This is a genomic window from Stenotrophomonas sp. C9D9 (assembly GCF_056491205.1).
The window spans coordinates 1,798,894-1,814,738 of sequence record NZ_JBSZIF010000004.1; the positions used below are offsets into that span (position 1 = coordinate 1,798,894).

Consider the following 15,845-nt stretch of genomic DNA (forward strand, 5'->3'; position numbering starts at 1 on the left):
CGTGTGCTGATTGCGACTTAATCCCCTCCGTCCCCTTTTCTTCAGGCGGCCTCCGCGAACGCGTCGCAATGCTCCAGCGGCAGCGCTTCCAGCAGGCGTTGGCGCACGCGCTGGCAATAGCCCTCCGAGGTCAGCCCGGGCAGCATCTGCATCGCCGAGTGCAGCACCTGCAGTACTTCACCTTCGGCGCGTGCCTGCTGCAGGTCGCGGAACAGCGCCGCCGCCTGCGGATGGCGCTGCATTTCCAGGATGCCCAGCACGTAGATGCGCGCAGCTACCAGCGAGCGGCGGCGCTCCACTGCGGTGGGCGGAGTTGCCGCAGGTGCTGCGGCTGGTGGTGTGGGCGGAACCGGCGCTGCCGCGGGTGCCGGCGACGGCGGTGGGGCCGCGGCGGCGGTACCGGTGCTCAGGTAGCCGGCCTGCACCAGCTGGATGACCATGGCCGGCGCGTCCTGGCCGAGCAGGCTGGTCAGGTCGGCAATGCTGCGCTGGCCGTCGCACAGGATCAGCAACCGGCGCTGGCGCATGTCCAGCGGCGCGCGGTGGGCCTGCAGCGCGGTTCGGGCGAGATCGGTCTTGCGCGGTTGCATGGAAGGGACAGCCAAGTCGGTGCACGCCGAGCCTGAACGAGGGCGATGAAACCGCGATGACAATGCAGCATCTGCACGCGTGCTGCGCTAGCGTGCAGCTACTTTCGTGCCAGGGAACCGCACCGATGAAGCACCTTCCGATTGCCGGTCTTTTGCTGCTGTCGCTCACCGCCTGCAACCGCAGTGCCGAGGCCCCGTCGCCGACCATCGCTGGCCCCAGTACGGGCGCCGCAGCCACGCCTGCACCGATGGCCCCGGCCGCCGCGCAGGGCCCGGCGCGCCTGGATGGATTCGCTGGCGCAACGCTGGGCGCTGGCATCGCAGAGGTCCGCAGTGGTTTTGGCACACCGCTGCAGGGTCTGGGCACCGACGCCAGTGGCAAGCCGTTGCCGGCTGACGACGGTAACGACGGCTGTTATTTCCTGCGCCCGCAGGATGCCGAAGACCCCCGCCTGATGATCGAAGGCCGCAAGCTGGTGCGCTACGACGTGCGCAGCGCCGCCATCGCCGCACCGGGCGGCGGCAAGGTCGGCATGACCCTGGGCGAGCTGCAGGTGCTGTACCCCGAGCGCGGTGACGTCGGCCCTGACAAGTACGACGAGAAGGCCCAGCACCTGCGCGTGCGTCCGGTGCAGGAGGGTGGGGCGGTGATCGACTTCGCGCTCGGTGCCGATGGTCGGGTCAATGCCTGGCGCGTCGGGCAGACCCCGCAGGTCGATTATGTGGAAGGCTGTGGCTGATCCTTGATCCACGGCCCAGCCATGCGCGCGGGGCCAGCGTAGAATCGCGCCACGACCGCTGGGGGAGTGCTCGATGATCGCCATTGCCATTGCCTGGTTCCTGCTCGGCCTGCTGTTGCTGGCGCTGGGCGGGGACTCCATCGTCAAGGCCGTGTCCGGCCTGGCCCAGCGCTTCGGGGCCAGCCCGTTCACTGCCGGACTGCTGCTGCTCGGGGTGACCACCTCGTTGCCGGAACTGGCGGTCAACGCGCGCGCGCTGGCGGTCGGCCAACCGGAGCTGGCACTGGGCAATGCCGTCGGCAGCAGCATCGTCAACCTGGGCTTGACCCTGGCGCTGGCGGCGATTGCCGCGCCCCTGCTGCTGCGCGCGCGCCTGCAGACGGTGCTGTGGTGGTCGCTGCTGGCGGCCGGCGTGCTGCTGATCCTGTTCGGGCTGGATGGTCGCCTGGCGCGCTGGGAAGGCGGCGTGCTGGTGGCGGGCTTCATCGTCGTGCAGGTACTGCTGCTTCGCCGCGGCCGTTTCGAGAGCGCCGAGGTGCAGGCGGCCATCGCCGAATCCGCGCTGAGCCGTACCAGCCTGCCGTTGAACGTGCTGCGGGTGCTGATCGCCGCGCTGACCCTGTACTGGGGTGCGCGCCTGGTGGTGGGGGCCGCAGCGGACTTCGGTACCGCGTTGGGCTGGACGCCGCTGCTGGTCGGCCTGCTGCCGGTGGCGATCGGCACCGCATTGCCCGAGGTCGCGACGGCCATCGCCGCCGCGCGTCGCGGTCACGGCGACATGGTGCTGGGCCACGTGCTGGGCTCCAGCGTGGTCAACCTGCTGCTGGTGATCGGTGCGATGGCGATGCTGCAGCCGTTGGCGCTGCCGGCCTCGTTCGTGCGCCTGGAACTGCCGGCGCTGCTGGCGTTCGCGCTGGTGTTGTACCCGATGCTGCGTGGCGACCTGAAGATAAGCCGAGGAGAAGGCGGAATCCTGCTGGTCGCCTTCGTCGGCTGGTTCGTGCTGGAACTGCTGCTGGTGGGCGCACCGGCGTTGTAGATCCACGCTCTGCGTGGATGCGGTTGATTTCGTGCCGACCAACGGTCGGCACCCGCCGGGTGTCACCCTGCCGGCCAGCGGCCGGCACTACCGATTCTGCGCGTGCTCTTCTTCCCGCACCGGTTCCGGCGGCGGCAGCTGCTCTTCGGCGGCCGGTTCGTTGCCCGGCAGGCTGGGGCGGGTTTCCATCAGCAGTGACAGCGCGGCCTTGGCCATCATGTGGGCGCTGATCGGCGCGGTGATGAACAGGAACACGGTGATCAGCAGCTCGCGCGGCTGCGGGTCCTGGCCGAGGAAGATGTGGTAGCACACCGAACACACCAGCACGCAGCCCACGCCCAGCGTGCTGGCCTTGGTCGGTGCATGCAGGCGCTTGAAGAAGGTGGACAGCTTCACCAGCCCGAGTGCGCCGACCAGGATGAAGAAGCAGCCGAACAGCAGCAGGATCGACAGGCCGATCTGGATCGCGGTGATCATTCGACGATATCCCGGCGCAGCACGAACTTGCTCAGCACCACGGTGCTGCCGAAGCCGAGCATGGCGATGACCAGTGCGGCTTCGAAGTAGATCGCGGAGTTGAGGTACATGCCGAACAGCATCAGCTCGGCGATGGCGGTCACCGACAGGGTGTCCAGTGCGAGGATGCGGTCGGGCACGGTCGGCCCGCGCAGCAGGCGCCAGGTGGCCAGCAGCATGGCCAGGCCGACCACGTGCATGCACACCACCAGCGTGGTCTGGATGATCTGGAATCCAGTCATGGGAAGATCTCCATCAACGGCGCCTCGTAGCGGCGCTTGATCGTATCGATCAGGTCCTGTGGGTCCTCCAGGTGCAGCACGTGCACCAGCAGGAACTTGCGGTCGTCGCTGAGCGCGGCCGAGACCGTGCCCGGGGTCAGGGTGATCATGCTGGTCAGCGCGGCGATGCCGTGGATGTTGGCGATGTCCAGCGGCAACCAGATGAAACCCGGGTGGATGTTCTTCTCCGGGCCCAGTACCTGGATCGCCACGCGGATGTTGGACATCAGGATGTCCCACAGGGTCACGCACAGCAGTTTCGGCAACGGGCGCAGCGTGCCGATGCGGGCGAACTCGCGGTCCAGGCGTGCGGCGAAGAGCGGCACCACCACGCCCAGCAGCAGGCCCAGCACGATCTGGCCGAGGGTGAAGCTGTCGGACATCAGCAGCCAGAACGCCACCACCATGATGCTGAGCATCGGCGAGGGAATCAGGCGACGGAACAGGGAGCGCTGGGCGGTCATGGCTGGCGGATCTCCGGTGCGGTCGCGCGCAGCTGCTGCACGTACTCGCTGGGTTGCAGCAGCTGTGCAGCGGTGGCGTCGGTGTAGCGCATCAGCGGCGCGGCGGCCAGGGTCATGCCGATGCCGTAGGCCAGCAGGATGCAGGCGGCGTACAGCTCGACCCTTCGCAGGCGTGCCTTGCGCGGCTTCGGTGCATCGGCCTCGACCGGCGGCACGCGCCAGAACAGGCGGATGCCGCCGCGGGTCAGGCCCATGATCACCAGCAGGCTGCTGACCAGCACCGCGGTCCACACCGGTCCGGTGTACTGCGCCGGCATGCCGGCCAGCAGCGCGGTCTTGGCCAGGAAGCCGGACAGCGGCGGCAGGCCAGCCACCGACACCGCGCCGATCAGGAACAGCACCGCCGGCGTTTCCTTGCCCGGCATCGGTGCCACCACTTCCTTGCGGTCGCTGGCGCCACCGCGGCGGCGGCGGATCAGGTCGGCAATCAGGAACAGCGCGGCGGCGACGAAGCTGCTGTGCGGCAGGTAGTACAGGCCGGCCGAGAGCACCTTTGGCGTGCCCACCGAGAAGGCGATGAACAGCGTGGCCGCCGACACGATCACCAGGTACGAGATCAGCACGCGCAGGCGGGTCGCGGCCAGGGCGCCGAGGCCACCCAGCACCAGCGTGGCCACACCGGCCCACAGCAGCCAGTCGCGGCCGTAGCCGGCCATCGCGCCGGCGTCGTCGCCGAACCACAGCATCTGGATGCGCAGCACCGAATACAGGCCGACCTTGGTCATGATCGCGAACAGCGCGGCCACGGCCGCCGGTGCACGCGAATAGGCTTCCGGCAGCCACAGGTACAGCGGCATCAGCGCGGCCTTTGCGCAGAACACCAGCAGCAACAGGCCCATCGTCGCCTTCACCAGGGTCAGCTGCGCCGGCGGCACCTCGGCGATGCGCTGCGAGAGCTCGGCCATGTTCAGCGAACCCAGCGAGGCGTACAGCAGGCCCAGCGCGATCAGGAACAGGGTCGAGGCGGTGACGTTGAACACCACGTAATGCAGGCCGATGCGCATGCGCAGGCCGCGGCCGCCACTGAGCAGCAGGCCGTAGGAGGCGATCAGCATCACCTCGAAGAACACGAACAGGTTGAAAATGTCGCCGGTCAGGAACGCACCGTTGAGGCCGACCAGCTGGAACTGGAACAGGGCATGGAAGTGCGGTGCGCGCCGGTCCCAGCCCGAGCAGGCATGCAGCAGGCAGGGAATGGCCAGCAGCAGGGTGGTCAGCAGCATCCATGCCGACAGCCGGTCGGCCACCAGCGCGATGCCCAGCCGCGACGGCCAGTCGCCCAGCAGGTAGACGTTGATGTCACCGCTGGCGGTGGTGGCGAACAGCAGGCCCACCGCCAGCGCCAGCGCCGACAGCGAGGTCCAGGCCACCGCGCGCTGCACCCTGGGGCCATAGCGGCGGTGTTCGACGAACAGCGACAGCGCAGCACCCAGCAGCGGAATCAGGATCGGCAGGATCACCAGGTGGTTCATGCGCGGTCCTCGCCCTGGCGCGGCGGCACACCCTCATCCTGCAGGTCGTCATCCGGCTCGTGGGCGTCCACGTGGTCGCTGTGGTTGTCGCTGCGGCTGCGCATGGCCAGCACGATGCTCACGGCGGTCATCGCGAAGGCGATCACGATCGCGGTCAGCACCAGCGCCTGCGGCAGCGGATCGGTGTAGTTGCCGAGGTGGCTGTCCACGCCCTCCTGCAGCACCGGCGCCTTGCCCAGCACCACGCGGCCACCGGCGAAGATCAGCAGGTTGGTCGCATAGGACAGGAAGGTCATGCCGAGGATCACGTCGAAGCTGCGCGCACGCAGCAGCAGGTAAACGCCGATGGCGGTCAGCACGCCGATCGCGGAGGCCAGGGCCAGTTCCATCAGTGCATCTCCCCGGTGCGTGCCGAGCGGCGTTGCAGGTCGATCTCGCCCTTGCGCGCGGTGCGGGTACGAGAGGGTTTCACGGTGGCCATCATCGACAGCATCAGCATCGCGCCACCGAACACCACCAGATACACGCCGATATCGAAGCCGATCGCGCTGGCCAGCGGCACGTCGCCGATCAGCGGCAGGTGCAGGTCGAGGTGGCCGCTGGTCAGGAACGGCACGCCGAACAGCATCGAAGCGCTGCCGCTGAGGATGGCGATCAGCAGGCCCATGCCGATGCAGCGGATGTAGTCGAAGCCGAAGCGCGATTCCACCGATGCGGTGCCCTGGATCACGTACTGGATCAGCAGCGGCACCGCCAGCACCAGGCCGGCAATGAAGCCACCACCTGGCGCGTTGTGGCCGCGCAGGAACAGGAAGATCGACACGGTCAGGGTCAGCGGGAACATGATCTGCGCCAGGTCGGCCGGCACCGGCAGCTTGATCGGCGGGCCGGGCATGATCTGCTCCGGTGCCATCCGCGTGCGTCGCAGCAGTGCGTGCACCACCAGCGCGGCAATGCCGAACACGGTGATCTCGCCGAAGGTATCGAAGCCGCGGAAGTCGACCAGGATCACGTTGACCACGTTCTGGCCATAGGCCTCGGGCAGCGCCCGGCCCAGCAGCTCGCCGGCCATCGTGTTCGGCGGCAGGGTCATCGCGGAATAGGCCAAGGCGCCAAGTCCGGCACCGGCGATGATCGCGATCACTGCGTCACGGCGCTTGCGCCAGCGCGGCCGCTCCGGCCCGGACTGCGCAGGCAGGTAGTTCATGCCCAGCAGCATCAGTACCAGGGTCACCATCTCCACCAGCAGCTGGGTCAGGGCCAGGTCTGGCGCGGACAGGAACACGAAGGTCAGCGCCACCATCAGGCCGACGCCACCGACCAGCAGCACCGCCAGCAGGCGCTGCTTGTAGACGCGCAGGGTGGCGACCGCGCAGGCCATCATCACCAGCCACAGTGCCCAGCCCAGCAGCGGAATCGGCTGCGGTGCGGTCCAGTTCGGCGAGGCCGGGTTGGCCACGAACGGCGCGGCGGCGACCACGATCGCCACCAGCACCAGGCCCAGCAGCATGCGCTGCAGGCTGCCATTGGCGATGCCGTTGGTCAGGCGCATGGCGAGCGCGGAGATCGCATCCAGCTGCGCATGGAACACGTTGCGGCCGGTGGTGCGGGTTTCCACGCCGTGCAGGTTGATCAGCTTGCGCAGGCCGAAGTACAGCGCCACGCCGCCGACCACGCCGATCGCGCTCATCGCCAGCGGCAGGTTGAAGCCGTGCCATACCGCCAGGCTGTACTCGGGCATGGCATTGCCGAGGATCGAGGCCGCGGCGGCATGCAGCACCGGCGCCACGGTCAGCGCCGGGGCCACGCCCACCGCAATGCAGATCACCACCAGCAGTTCCACCGGCACCTTCATCCAGCGCGGCGGCTCATGCGGCACGCGGTCGAGGTCGTGCGGGCCGGGGCCGAAGAAGGTGTCGTGCACGAAGCGGAGGCTGTAGGCCACGCCGAACACACCGGCCAGCAGCGCCGCGATCGATACGGCCGTGCGCATCGCGCCTGGGCCGCCGCCGGCGGTCAGCGCTTCGGCGAACAGCATTTCCTTGGACAGGAAACCGTTGAGCAACGGGATGCCGGCCATCGCCAGCGAGGCGATGATCGCCAGCGCGCTGGTGAACGGCATCAGCCTGCGCAGGCCTCCCAGCTTGCGCATGTCACGGGTGCCGGTCTCGTGGTCGATGATGCCGGCGGCCATGAACAGCGAGGCCTTGAAGGTGGCGTGGTTGAGGATGTGGAACACGCCGGCCACGACTGCCATCGGCGTGGACAGGCCGAACAGCAGGGTGATCAGGCCCAGGTGGGAAATGGTCGAGTACGCCAGCAGGCCTTTCAGGTCGTGCTGGAAGATCGCGTTCCAGGCACCGATCAGCAGGGTCAGCGCGCCGATGCCGCTGACCGTGTAGAAGAACAGGTCGCTGCCGGCCAGTGCCGGATGCAGGCGCGCCAGCAGGAACACGCCGGCCTTCACCATGGTGGCCGAGTGCAGGTAGGCCGAGACCGGGGTCGGCGCCGCCATCGCGTGCGGCAGCCAGAAGTGGAACGGGAACTGCGCGCTCTTGGTGAAGATGCCGGCCAGCACCAGGAACAGGGCGTAGGGGTACAGCGCGCTGGCGCGGATCTGCTCGCCGGCGGCCAGCACCACGTCCAGGTCGAAGCTGCCGACGATGCGGCCGATCAGCAGCACGCCACCGAGCAGGGCCAGGCCACCGCCGCCGGTGATCACCAGCGCCATGCGCGCGCCTTCGCGGGCGTCCTGGCGGTGCGACCAGAAGCCGATCAGCAGGAACGAGCTGATGCTGGTCATTTCCCAGAAGATCATCAGCAACAGCAGGTTGCCCGACAGCACCATGCCCAGCATGGCGCCCATGAACAGCAGCAGGTAGCAGTAGAAGCGGTGCGCGTTGTCCTGCTGGCTCAGGTAGTAGCGCGCATACAGCACCACCAGCGCGCCGATGCCGAGCACCAGCCCGGCGAACATCCAGGCCAGGCCGTCCAGGCGCAGGGTGAAGTCCAGGCCGATCTGCGGCAGCCAGGGCACCAGGGTGCGGACCACCTGGCCATCGAGCACTGACGGGGTCAGCCAGCCGAGGATGGCCAGCCCGCCCAACGGCGCCAGCGCCGCCAGCCAGGCAGCAGTCGAGCGCGAACTACGGGGGAAGGCCGCAACAGCCGCTGCCATCAGGAACGGCAGGGCCAGCAGCAGGGGCAGGCTGGGGAGCATGCAGGGAATCCATGATTCACGAGCAGGTCAGGGAGGATAACAGGCTGCGAAATGTCGCCGAAACCCATCGAACAGCGATCAATTGCATGTAACGTTCGCTGATTCATTTTTTCTGCGGCGCAACATCACGTTCCTGCATCACTTCCCTGGTTGCCCTCGGGGGACACCCTACGCCCACGCAGGGAGACCGCAGGCCCTGTCGCACAGGGGCTGCCGTCGACGGGCGGGCGATGGGGAGCGGATCACCGGCGCAGGCTGGCAGGGCTCCCGTGGACTACGGGTGACGGAATCCGCCCGTTCAGGAAACGACGGCCGCTGTCGGCCGCCGCCAGGTCAGTAGCGCCAGTCGAGCTTGCGGTAGAACTTGGCCATCACCCAGGCCGGTCCGATCAGCAGATAGGTCAGGTCGGTCAGGAAGCTGGGCTTGCGGCCCTCGAACTTGTGGCCGATGAACTGCGCGATCCAGGCCACCACGAACACGCCCACCGCCAGCCAGCGCAGGGCTTGGATGCCGATCTCGGCCTCCAGCAGCCGGCACAGGCAGCCGAACACGAAGAACTGGATGAGCATGCCGATGCCCAGCGGGCGCGACAGTTTGTTGTAGAAGCACCAGGCGCTGAACATCGCGAACGCCGACCAGATGCCGTACTGGAACCAGGTGATCAGCGGCGGCAGGCACCACAGCAGGGCCACCACCGACCACAGGATCGCCGGGACCGCCACCACGTGGATGCGCTGGTTGATCACATTGCGGTGGTCGTCGGAGTAGCTGGCGAAATAGCGGTCGATCGGCCGCGCAAGCTCGGTGGATGTCTGCATGCGGCCAGCATACTCCCGCCGGAGCCGTCAGTAGAGCCAGGCCATGCCTGGCTGCAGGTTCGCGAGATTGCCGGCCAGCGGCCGGCACTACCCCCCAGGCAACCTGTAGTAGAGCCAGGCCATGCCTGGCGGCAGGCTTGCGGAGTTGCCGGCCAGCGGCCGGCACTACCGCATTCAGAACGCCCCCCGCCTTTCCGGCCGGGGGGCGCAGGCGGATCAGTCGACGCTGATCCCGGCCAGGCGCTGCAGTGCCTCGGCGTACTTGGCGCGGGTGCGCTCGATGATCTCGGCCGGGATGCTCGGGCCCGGGGCGGTCTTGCCCCAGTCCAGCGTCTCCAGGTAATCACGCACGAACTGCTTGTCGTAGCTCGGCGGGCTGGTGCCCACTTCGTACTCGTCGGCCGGCCAGTAACGCGAGGAATCCGGCGTCAGCATCTCGTCCATGATGTACAGGCGGCCATCGGCATCGGTACCGAATTCGAACTTGGTATCGGCCAGGATGATGCCGCGCTCGCGGGCGTAATCGGCGGCGAACTTGTAGATGCGCAGTGTGGCGTCGCGCACGCGCTCGGCCAGGTCCGCACCGACCTGCTTCACCATCGCATCGAAATCGATGTTCTCGTCATGGTCGCCGACGGCGGCCTTGGTCGAGGGGGTGAAGATCGGCTCCGGCAGCTGCTCGGCCTGGCGCAGGCCATCGGGCAGGTCGATGCCGCTGACCTTGCCGGTGCGCTGGTAGTCCTTCCAGCCGCTGCCGATCAGGTAGCCGCGGGCGATCGCTTCCACCGGCACCGGCTTCAGCTTGCGGGTGACCACCGCGCGCTTGGCGTACAGGGCCGGGTCCACGCCTTCGGGCAGAACGCTGGCCACGTCGATGCCGGTCAGGTGGTTGGGCATCAGGTGCGCGGTCTTGGCGAACCAGAAGTTGGAGACCTGGCAGAGCATCTCGCCCTTGCCCGGAATCGGGTCGGGCAGGACCACGTCGAACGCCGACAGGCGATCGGTGGCCACCATCAGCAGGTACTCGCCCGGCGGGGTTCCGGCTGGCAGCCGCTCGCGCGGGATATCGAACACATCACGCACCTTGCCGCGATGGCGCAAGGGCAGGCCGGGGAGATCGGATTGCAACAGCGTGGTTGGCACGGGCACTCCTGGGGCGTTGTCGATACGGCTGCTGCCCAACGGACCCGGCGGGCCCGCTGACCAGCGGGCGGCCTAGTGTAAAGCGGTCCGGGCCCGCTGTGACGTAAAATGAGCGTCCATTTCGTCGGTCGACCCCGGAGCGCCATGCGCTGGTACGGAAAACTGCTCGGATTCATCGCCGGCGCCCTGCTGTTCCGGCCCAATCCGCTGTTTGGCGCGATGGTCGGCCTGTTGATCGGCCACGCCTTCGACTCGGACTGGTTCCGCCTGAACAAGGAGAACCCGTACCGGGAGCTAGGGCTGACCTCCGAGGCCACCGATGCCGAGGTCGAGCGCGCCTACCGCAAGCTGATCTCGCAGTACCACCCCGACAAGCTTGGCGGCGCCGCCCCCGAGCTGCAGCAGCAGGCCGAGCAGAAGTCGCGGCGGATCAATGCCGCCTACGACCGCATCAAGACCCTGCGCAAGCGCTGATTCCAGAGTCCCGCCTGCGGGCGGGAGAACCTTTTCCCCGTTCCGAAGGCCCCGGCCATGTCCAACTGCCTCATCGCCCCGTCCATCCTGTCCGCCAACTTCGCCCGCCTCGGCGAGGAAGTCGACAACGTCCTCGCCGCCGGCGCGGACTGGGTCCACTTCGACGTGATGGACAACCACTATGTGCCGAACCTGACCATCGGCCCGATGGTCTGCCAGGCGCTGCGCAAGCACGGCGTCACCGCGCCGATCGACGTGCACCTGATGGTCGAGCCGGTGGACCGCATCATCCCGGACTTCGCCGAAGCCGGTGCCACCTACATCAGCTTCCACCCGGAAGCGAGCCGCCACGTGCACCGCACCATCCAGCTGATCCGCTCGCTGGGCTGCAAGCCGGGCATCGTGCTCAATCCGGCCACCCCGGTGGACATCCTCGACTGGGTGCTGGATGACCTGGACCTGGTGCTGCTGATGTCGGTCAACCCGGGCTTCGGCGGCCAGGCCTTCATTCCCTCGGCGCTGGACAAGCTGCGCGTGGTGCGCAAGATGATCGATGCCAGCGGCAAGGACATCCGCCTGGAGATCGACGGCGGCGTGAAGGCCGACAACATCGGCGAGATCGCCGCCGCCGGCGCCGACACCTTCGTCGCCGGTTCGGCCATCTTCAACGCCAAGACCAGCTACCAGGACGTGATCGCGCAGATGCGCGCCAACGTCGCCGCGGCACGCTGACAAAAAGGGGGCGGAGGGGATTAAGCTCGCTTGGTCCCCTCCGTCCGCTTTTTCGCCCATGGCTCTGTTGAATATCCGCCCGGCCACCGTCGCCGATGCGGGCCTGATCCTGCATTTCATCCGCGAGCTGGCCATCTACGAGAAGGCCGAGCATTCGGTGCAGACCGACGAGATCGGCATCGCCGAAAGCCTGTTCGGTGCCGATGCCACGGCGCGCGCGCTGATCTGCGAAGCCGACGGCGAAGCGATCGGCTACGCGGTGTATTTCTACAACTACTCGACCTGGCTGGGCCGCAAGGGCATCTACCTGGAAGACCTGTATGTCAGCCAGGAAAAGCGTGGTGTGGGCGCCGGCAAGGCGCTGCTGAAGTACATCGCACGCCAGGCCGTGGCCGAAGGCTGCGGTCGTTTCGAATGGTCGGTGCTGGACTGGAATACCCCGGCCATCGAGTTCTACACCGCCGCTGGCGCCACGCCGCAGGACGAGTGGACCGTGTACCGGTTGCAGGGCCAGGCGCTGCACGATTTCGCCAACGGCTGAGGCGAGTGCATCCACGCATGGCGTGGATCTACCAACCGGGTGGGTGCGAACCGCAACCCGGTGGGTGCGAACCTTGGTTCGCACTCCCAGCCCACCCCAAAAAAAAGCCACGCCAATCACTGGCGTGGCCTCGCTGCATGCGTGGGAGGCTGATCCTGCCTCCATCCGTCGTCCCTGCTATGGCCTTCCATTCTCCAGCAGCTGAATGACACCTGCGTGACATTCACTGCGGACAAACAGCGCATTGCTAGCCTGTGCCGCCCCCTCCTGGAAGCTCCGCATGACCGCACCGCGCTGGCGCCTGATCCTCAATGGCAAATCCGCAGGCAACGAGGAACTGCGCGAGGCTGTCGGCCATTGGCGCGGGCAGGGCGTGCAGCTGGACGTGCGGGTGACCTGGGAGGACGGTGATGCCGAGCGCTACGTGGCCGAGGCCATCGATCACGGCGTGGACGTGATCGTTGCCGCCGGTGGCGACGGCACGCTCAGTGCGGTGGCCGAAACCCTGGCGCACCGTGAGGAAGCGGCGGATGCGTTGCCCTCGCTGGCGCTGATCCCGATGGGAACCGCCAACGATTTCGCCACGGCTGCGGGTATTCCGTCCGAGCCGAAGGCGGCCTTTGCATTGATCGGACAGTCCACGCCGCATGCCATCGATCTGCTGCGCGTGGACGCCGATGGCACGCCCTGGTGGTGCGCCAATCTCGCAAGCGGTGGCTTCGGCACGCAGGTGACGGTGGAGACCGATGCCGGCCTGAAGAAGATGCTGGGCGGGCTGGCCTATGTGATCACCGGCATCGCCAAGCTGGGGCGGATCGAGCCGATCCATGCACGCCTGTCGGGTCCGGATTTCGCGTGGGAAGGCGACTTCATCGCGCTCGGCATCGGCAATGGCCGGCAGGCCGGCGGTGGCCAGCAGTTGTGCCCGCAGGCACTGATCGACGATGGGCTGCTGGATGTAACCGTGCTCCCTGAGCTGGAAGGTGAGGTCACCGCCACCCTCGGCCAGATGCTGAAGTCCGGCACCCAGGCGGCGCTCGAACAGCTGGCCACGCGCGCGCGGTTGCCGTGGCTGCAGGTGGAATCCGAGCGCCCGTTGACGCTCAACCTGGACGGCGAACCGGTACAGGCCCGCCAGTTCCGCATCGCGTGCGTGCCGGGCAGGGTGCGGATGCATCTGCCGGCCAGCTGTCCGCTGCTGGGTGGGGGCTCCGCTGCGAACGCCCCGGCGTAGCGCCGATCTCTGCGGCCGCCCCGGACGTGCCGTGGTTCAGTTTGGCGGGGTTCCCCTCCCGCCTCGGCTGCGATACAGTCAAGGGGTGTCCAGCCTGACGACCCCGCATACCCTTTCTTCCGCACGCCGTTGGTGGCGATGGTGGCCCGTTGCCGTCGTCCGCCCCCATAACGCTGTGTCCCGGAAGGAAAGTCGTCTTGAACTCGCACGCTCAGTTTCAGCTGCAGGCCGCTGAAGGCCACACCCATATTCCCGTCGTCCGTGAAGTGCTGTCCGACCTGGACACGCCGCTTTCGGTCTATCTGAAGCTCGCCGACGGTCCCAATACCTACCTGTTTGAATCCGTCGAAGGCGGCGAGCGCTTTGGTCGTTACTCGATCATCGGCCTGCCGGCGCGCCGCGTGTACGCCTTCCATGGCCACACGCTGACCGTGCGCGAAGACGGCCAGGTGGTGGACACCCGCGAGGTGGCCGACCCGTTCGCCGAAGTCGAGGCGCTGCGCAGCGCCCACTCGGTGCCCAAGCTGGAAGGCCTGCCGGGCTTCACCGGCGGCCTGGTCGGCTGGTTCGGTTTCGAGTGCATCGGCTACATCGAACCGCGCCTGGCACCGCCGGCCGGCCGCGATGAACTGGGCACGCCGGACATCCTGCTGCTGGACTCCAACGAACTGGCGGTGTTCGACAACCTCAAGGGCCGGCTGTACCTGATCGTGCATGCCGACCCGCGTGTCGAGGGGGCGTTCGAGCAGGCCCAGGCACGCCTGGATGCATTGACCGCCAAGCTGCGCGCACCGGGGACCGGCTATCCGGCACCGCTCAACAGCGACGTGCTGGACGAGTCCGATTTCGTTTCCGGGTTCACCCGCGAAGGCTTCGTCGATGCGGTCCAGCGCAGCAAGGAATACATCCGTGCCGGCGACATCTTCCAGGTGGTGCTCAGCCAGCGCCTGAGCGTGCCGTTCAAGGCGCGCCCGGTGGATGTGTACCGCGCGCTGCGCGCGTTGAATCCCTCGCCGTACATGTATTTCCTCGATGTCGGCGACCTGCAGGTGGTCGGTTCCTCGCCGGAAATCCTGGTGCGCCTGCAGGATGGCGAAGTCACCGTGCGTCCGATCGCCGGCACCCGCCCGCGCGGCGCCACCGTCGAGCAGGACCTGGCGCTGGAAGCAGAGCTGCTGGCCGATCCGAAGGAGCGCGCCGAGCATCTGATGCTGATCGACCTCGGCCGCAACGACGCCGGTCGCGTGTCCAAGGCCGGCACCGTGGAAGTGGGCGAGCAGTTCGTGATCGAACGCTACAGCCACGTCATGCACATCGTCAGCGAAGTGACCGGGCAGCTGCAGCCGGGCCTGAGCTATGCCGATGTGCTGCGTGCCACGTTCCCGGCCGGCACCGTCAGCGGCGCGCCGAAGATCCGCGCGCTGGAAGTGATCCGCGAGCTGGAACCGATCAAGCGCAATGTCTACGCCGGCAGCATCGGCTACATCGGCTGGCACGGCGATGCCGATACCGCGATCGCGATCCGCACTGCGGTGATCAAGGATGGCCGCCTGTACGTGCAGGCCGGCGCCGGCATCGTCTACGACTCGGACCCGGACAAGGAATGGGACGAGACGATGAACAAGGGCCGCGCGCTGTTCCGCGCCGTCGCCCAGGCCGCCAAGGGTCTGTGAAGTTCCCCGTGCCGTGGCCTGCGCCGCGGCACCCTCCGCTGTTCCCATTCAAGACAAGGAGTACCGCATGAAGCTGCTGAGCGCATTGCTGTGGTCGTCACTGCTGGCCACGATGGCCCCGTCTGCGTGGGCGCAGGCCAACACCATTCCCTCGCAGCCGCATCTGCTGGTGAAGGGCGAGGCGCGCCGCGAGGTGATGCCTGACCGGTTCGGCCTGCAGTTGAACATCGAAGAGACCGACATGGACGCAGATGCGGCGCGGCGCCGCGTGCAGGACAACGTTGCCCGCGCGCTGGCGCTGTTCAAGCAGAACAAGGCGGTGGAGGGCAGCGTGCGTGCGGACAACCTGCGGATCGGCCCGGCGACGCGCTATGAGCAGAACCGGCAGGTCTTCATCGGCACCCGCGTGTCGCGCCAGTTGCGTGCCAGCTTCGCCAGCGTGAAGGCGATGCAGGACGTGCTGGGCGCGCTGAAGGCCAACGAGAACGTGCAGGTCAGCAGCGTGGCCCCGATCTACTCGGGTGAAGTGGCGCTGCGACGTGAACTCAAGGGCGAGGCTGCGGCCAAGACCCGCGAGTCCGCGCAGGGGCTGGCCAAGGCCTATGGAACGAAAGTGCGTGGCCTGTACAGCATCTCCGACGTGGCGCCGGACTTCGCCTACGGCATCCAGGCCGGGCAATGGCCGCAGCCGGGCGAGGATGGTGAGTATCTGGACAGGATCTCGGTGACCGGCAGCTATGCACCGGCCTCGGCACCTGCGCCCGGTGCACCGGAGTCCATCGAAGCCGGCCCCATCACCTACACCGAAAACGTATACGCCATTTTCCTGATAAGCGACGGAACCTGA

The 15,845-nt window shown here is 67.6% G+C and carries 17 protein-coding genes; 8 read left to right on the forward strand and 9 right to left on the reverse strand.

From position 1 onward, the window contains the following. Positions 1–41 precede the first annotated feature (41 nt). Positions 42–590 carry a hypothetical protein gene (locus tag ACXI0D_RS13610; protein ID WP_479642692.1) on the reverse strand — a complete coding sequence of 183 codons (549 nt, stop codon included), beginning with the start codon at positions 588–590 and terminating at the stop codon, positions 42–44. Between the two features lie 56 nt (positions 591–646). On the opposite strand from ACXI0D_RS13610, the gene ACXI0D_RS13615 reads away from it, so the two are divergent. Continuing rightward, positions 647–1,330 carry a hypothetical protein gene (locus tag ACXI0D_RS13615; RefSeq protein ID WP_458220658.1) on the forward strand — a complete coding sequence of 228 codons (684 nt, stop codon included), beginning with the start codon at positions 647–649 and terminating at the stop codon, positions 1,328–1,330. A gap of 73 nt (positions 1,331–1,403) precedes the next feature. Continuing rightward, positions 1,404–2,369, forward strand: a complete 966-nt coding sequence (locus ACXI0D_RS13620; protein WP_479642693.1) for a sodium:calcium antiporter — start codon at positions 1,404–1,406, stop codon at positions 2,367–2,369. 87 nt (positions 2,370–2,456) lie between these two features. On the opposite strand, the gene ACXI0D_RS13625 is transcribed toward ACXI0D_RS13620, so the two are convergent. The 8 genes from ACXI0D_RS13625 to ACXI0D_RS13660 all read right to left on the reverse strand — a co-directional run bounded on the left by ACXI0D_RS13625 (position 2,457) and on the right by ACXI0D_RS13660 (position 10,344). Continuing rightward, complete coding sequence (locus ACXI0D_RS13625) at positions 2,457–2,846, reverse strand: Na+/H+ antiporter subunit G (protein WP_049443927.1); 390 nt, start codon at positions 2,844–2,846, stop codon at positions 2,457–2,459. Continuing rightward, positions 2,843–3,127, reverse strand: coding sequence for a K+/H+ antiporter subunit F (locus ACXI0D_RS13630; RefSeq protein WP_006399171.1), 285 nt, complete (start codon positions 3,125–3,127; stop codon positions 2,843–2,845). The genes ACXI0D_RS13625 and ACXI0D_RS13630 overlap by 4 nt, the downstream gene beginning before the upstream one ends. After that, positions 3,124–3,630: a Na+/H+ antiporter subunit E gene (locus ACXI0D_RS13635; protein WP_014038751.1), complete on the reverse strand. Its 507-nt coding sequence runs from the start codon at positions 3,628–3,630 to the stop codon at positions 3,124–3,126. Before ACXI0D_RS13635 ends, ACXI0D_RS13630 begins: the two co-directional genes overlap by 4 nt. Further along, on the reverse strand, positions 3,627–5,162 hold the full coding sequence (locus tag ACXI0D_RS13640; RefSeq protein WP_119006844.1) for a monovalent cation/H+ antiporter subunit D: 1,536 nt from the start codon (positions 5,160–5,162) through the stop codon (positions 3,627–3,629). The genes ACXI0D_RS13635 and ACXI0D_RS13640 overlap by 4 nt, the downstream gene beginning before the upstream one ends. Further along, a complete protein-coding gene (locus ACXI0D_RS13645; RefSeq protein ID WP_014038749.1) occupies positions 5,159–5,551 on the reverse strand; it encodes a Na+/H+ antiporter subunit C in 393 nt (130 codons plus the stop codon). Before ACXI0D_RS13645 ends, ACXI0D_RS13640 begins: the two co-directional genes overlap by 4 nt. After that, positions 5,551–8,382, reverse strand: coding sequence for a monovalent cation/H+ antiporter subunit A (locus ACXI0D_RS13650; protein ID WP_049443920.1), 2,832 nt, complete (start codon positions 8,380–8,382; stop codon positions 5,551–5,553). The genes ACXI0D_RS13645 and ACXI0D_RS13650 overlap by 1 nt, the downstream gene beginning before the upstream one ends. 333 nt (positions 8,383–8,715) lie before the next feature. Further along, the gene (locus tag ACXI0D_RS13655) at positions 8,716–9,201 is read right to left on the reverse strand and encodes an Mpo1 family 2-hydroxy fatty acid dioxygenase (protein WP_014038747.1); all 486 of its coding nucleotides are present in this window, start codon (positions 9,199–9,201) and stop codon (positions 8,716–8,718) included. A gap of 216 nt (positions 9,202–9,417) precedes the next feature. After that, positions 9,418–10,344, reverse strand: a complete 927-nt coding sequence (locus ACXI0D_RS13660) for a phosphoribosylaminoimidazolesuccinocarboxamide synthase (RefSeq protein ID WP_014038746.1) — start codon at positions 10,342–10,344, stop codon at positions 9,418–9,420. A 144-nt stretch (positions 10,345–10,488) separates the two neighbouring features. Between ACXI0D_RS13660 and ACXI0D_RS13665 the strand changes: the two genes are divergently transcribed. From ACXI0D_RS13665 to ACXI0D_RS13690, 6 genes are all read left to right on the forward strand, one after another. After that, positions 10,489–10,818, forward strand: coding sequence for a J domain-containing protein (locus ACXI0D_RS13665; protein WP_458220659.1), 330 nt, complete (start codon positions 10,489–10,491; stop codon positions 10,816–10,818). Positions 10,819–10,875: 57 nt separating this feature from the next. After that, on the forward strand, positions 10,876–11,550 hold the full coding sequence (rpe, locus tag ACXI0D_RS13670; protein WP_032127160.1) for a ribulose-phosphate 3-epimerase: 675 nt from the start codon (positions 10,876–10,878) through the stop codon (positions 11,548–11,550). A 58-nt stretch (positions 11,551–11,608) separates the two neighbouring features. Next, complete coding sequence (locus ACXI0D_RS13675) at positions 11,609–12,091, forward strand: GNAT family N-acetyltransferase (protein WP_049443914.1); 483 nt, start codon at positions 11,609–11,611, stop codon at positions 12,089–12,091. Positions 12,092–12,371: 280 nt separating this feature from the next. Next, positions 12,372–13,325: a lipid kinase YegS gene (gene yegS / locus ACXI0D_RS13680; RefSeq protein ID WP_479642694.1), complete on the forward strand. Its 954-nt coding sequence runs from the start codon at positions 12,372–12,374 to the stop codon at positions 13,323–13,325. Positions 13,326–13,522: 197 nt separating this feature from the next. Further along, a complete protein-coding gene (trpE, locus tag ACXI0D_RS13685; RefSeq protein ID WP_479642695.1) occupies positions 13,523–14,998 on the forward strand; it encodes an anthranilate synthase component I in 1,476 nt (491 codons plus the stop codon). A gap of 67 nt (positions 14,999–15,065) precedes the next feature. Beyond that, positions 15,066–15,845, forward strand: a complete 780-nt coding sequence (locus ACXI0D_RS13690) for an SIMPL domain-containing protein (RefSeq protein WP_101766199.1) — start codon at positions 15,066–15,068, stop codon at positions 15,843–15,845.